4 protein-coding genes are annotated in these 2,787 nt (G+C 38.3%); all 4 read left to right on the top strand.

What is annotated here, in order from left to right:
- Window positions 1–210 precede the first annotated feature (210 nt).
- The 4 genes from BW972_RS19455 (at window position 211) to BW972_RS19440 (ending at window position 2,623) form a co-directional block, all read left to right on the top strand.
- Window positions 211–744 (top strand): Riean_0653 family protein, encoded by a 534-nt coding sequence (locus tag BW972_RS19455; protein WP_076423343.1) that lies wholly within the window; start codon window positions 211–213, stop codon window positions 742–744.
- 110 nt (window positions 745–854) lie between these two features.
- Window positions 855–1,271, top strand: a complete 417-nt coding sequence (locus BW972_RS19450; protein ID WP_076423342.1) for an STAS domain-containing protein — start codon at window positions 855–857, stop codon at window positions 1,269–1,271.
- 95 nt (window positions 1,272–1,366) lie between these two features.
- Window positions 1,367–1,930, top strand: a complete 564-nt coding sequence (locus BW972_RS19445) for a hypothetical protein (RefSeq protein ID WP_076423341.1) — start codon at window positions 1,367–1,369, stop codon at window positions 1,928–1,930.
- Between the two features lie 90 nt (window positions 1,931–2,020).
- The gene (locus BW972_RS19440; RefSeq protein ID WP_076423340.1) at window positions 2,021–2,623 is read left to right on the top strand and encodes a hypothetical protein; all 603 of its coding nucleotides are present in this window, start codon (window positions 2,021–2,023) and stop codon (window positions 2,621–2,623) included.
- The last annotated feature ends 164 nt before the right edge of the window (window positions 2,624–2,787 follow it).

Genomic DNA, 2,787 nt, shown 5'->3' with positions numbered 1-2,787 from the left:
TAAAGCCGCCATTTAGAAGGAGAAAATAACCCAACGAGCAGCTTGTTTTTCCCTCAATAAAAATAGAAATTCCACACAGTAACTACAAAAAAAGGGAAAACAAGCACGGATAACTACCCGAAGAAGACATCAATCCCTACAAAACCAACAGGACGTCTCCTTCCAATGATTGTTAGCAAGGAATAGAGTCATAAACATAACCCTTACTATATGAAAGCAACAGTTTTACCCTTTCTTCTCCTATTTACTCTTCTGTCAATCGGATCTTGTAAAAAGAGGGACGTCAATCCTAAAGATGTGCTTCCAGCGGCCACAATGGAGGGTAAAAACACCTTCGGAGCCATGGTCAACGACAAGGTGTGGCTGCCAAAGGGTAGACCGAGCACTTTCCAACCTAACCTACAACTGATTTATGATCCTGGTTATGAAAATGGATCTTTTGATATTAGAGCCTTCCGCGTTGATCAAAATACATCTACTTACGAGTTGATGAATATTAACATAACTCAAGTAAACAAGGCAGGCATTTATGACTTGGGGAATCGTCAACTTGGAAGAGTGTACTATGAAGCATCCGAGTGTGTATATGAAGGAAATGAAGGAGAAGTAAAGGGTACGCTGGAAATCACGAAACTCGACCTCCAAAATGATATCATAGCAGGTAAATTCGAATTCACAATAAAAAGCTCGGACTGCAAGACCATAAGTGTCACAGAGGGTAGGTTCGATAAAAAGATTTTCTAATTCGCTTATAAAGAATATACTTTGCTAACCCTGCACAGGCTCCATACTCAGCTTCGCCTCGTTCGCAGCCTGTACTAACCGTTGGGCAAAATAACAAGAATGGATTAAAAATGAATGACGAAGAAATTGTTAAATCAATATTTGAATCCAATTCGGAATTCTCAAAGCACTTTATTCTTAATGTTTTAAACTTAAAAAAAGGTAAATTTTTTTATCTGGGTTTACGAGAAGACTCTACTGGGAAAGACTTAGAATCAATCATTTCAGAAATTGATGGTGTTTTTGAACAAATTGATAAATATGGCTTCAAAAATGTAGTTTTATCATTCAAGGAAGTTACTTTTTTTGCTGACTTAGGAATGGCCACAATAAAAGGATATGCAAACTGGATAACTGATAACGGTGGTAAGTTCATAATCCTCGAACCTAAGCCAGAAATAGAAAAATTTCTAAAGTTTGTAGCGCTTGACATTGTGGGAACAATCTATAATTCCGAACAGGAGTTCCTTGATGTGATGAATAAATAAAATTACTTTGCCCAACAAGGCTAATAATGCATGCTTCGTCTACGCCTCACCCACATTATGCACGAGTACCGTTGGGCTTAATAACAAAGTATAAAATGGGAGTAATTAGACTAATATTGTTTTCGCTGATTCTAATCCAGACAACTGCTTACTCTCAAGTTGACTTTGATAAGATTAAGCAAAAAAGGTTAGAGCCAATCACCATCGACACAGTCAATGAAGACGTGCTGATTGTTGAGAAACGCTTTGCCACTCTATACTTCAAGAAAGCCGATGTCAGGGAATATGCTATACCTCATAATAATCTAGGTGTTCGCATTGACCAGCATCATAATAACTTATTGGAAGTAGTAAATACGTCTGGTGACACAAGGTTAGTGGACTGGTGGAATGACTACACAGACGAAGAAAGGCAAAGCATCCATGGTAACCCCAATTTTGTGAACGAGCACAAGAAAGCTCTATCAGAACTATACTATGTCGGAGCCGACTTAATTCATGATGGGAAATTCATGGTCGTAGACAAAGCCTCTGGTGAAGAAGTCAGAAAAGGGCTTAAAATAAAAAGGGTTAAAGGTCTGTATGGGAGCCGCTATGTGGAGTTCCTATTGCCAAATGGTCAGAAATTTTGGCACCTCGTGACCCGCCTTGGAGAATAGAACTACTTAGCCCAACACGGTTTATACCCTATGCTTCGGCTGACTGCCTCGCACATGGTATACACGAGCACGTTATGCTAAACCAAAAGTATGAAAACAACCACAGACATAAAGCAGCTATTCTTCGATAAGGATCTGAGGACAGGTGGTTTTTATGAACTTAGCATACAGGTTTGCCCAAGTGTGGAAACACTGCCAATAAAGGTTTATACTGACTATATTTGGAATCTCCCATTTGTTTATGGCCCTTTTGATATAGATTTCAATAAAATTGAGATTGATATAAATAATTTTGAACATCAAGGCGTAATGCACCTTGGCCAATATATCATTCCTTTCAAGACCTTCAACATTCGGGAAGAAGAACCTATAGAAACAGGTTTTAATTGGTTTGACATTTGTTTTTATACAGCAGCGATTGAAAAAGTTTTCGGAGAACAGTATCAAACTTGGACAGAAAGCCCAAAAGTACCTAAACCCTTAGAGGAGTTTCTTTTAAATACAATGAAATCACTCTACAGACTACACCCATTTCAACTGGCAATTATTGATTTTGAAGTGTCAGGCCAATACTACTTTAATGATTTGAAAGGTGATTTTCTGAACTGGACCTCTTCAAAGTTTTTCGTGGGTAAGGAGAATATTGGGTTAATCTCTGAGAAGAATAAAAACCTTGTAACTGTAGTAGATTAAAGAAAAAATGGCGTAGCATAACCTTGTACAGGCTCCATATTTGGCTACGCCTCATTCGCAGCCTGTACTAACCGAAATCTATGATTAAAACAAGGGTTTTGCTCTAAATATTCTTCAATTTCAGTTCATATGGCGTTCCCCGTTTCACCACGGCCACGATTTGG

This window comes from Pontibacter lucknowensis (genome assembly GCF_900156415.1).
In the GTDB taxonomy this organism is placed as follows: Bacteria; Bacteroidota; Bacteroidia; order Cytophagales; family Hymenobacteraceae; genus Pontibacter; species Pontibacter lucknowensis.
The sequence above is the reverse complement of the archived record's forward strand: the minus strand, read 5'-3'. Positions and strand labels throughout refer to the sequence as shown.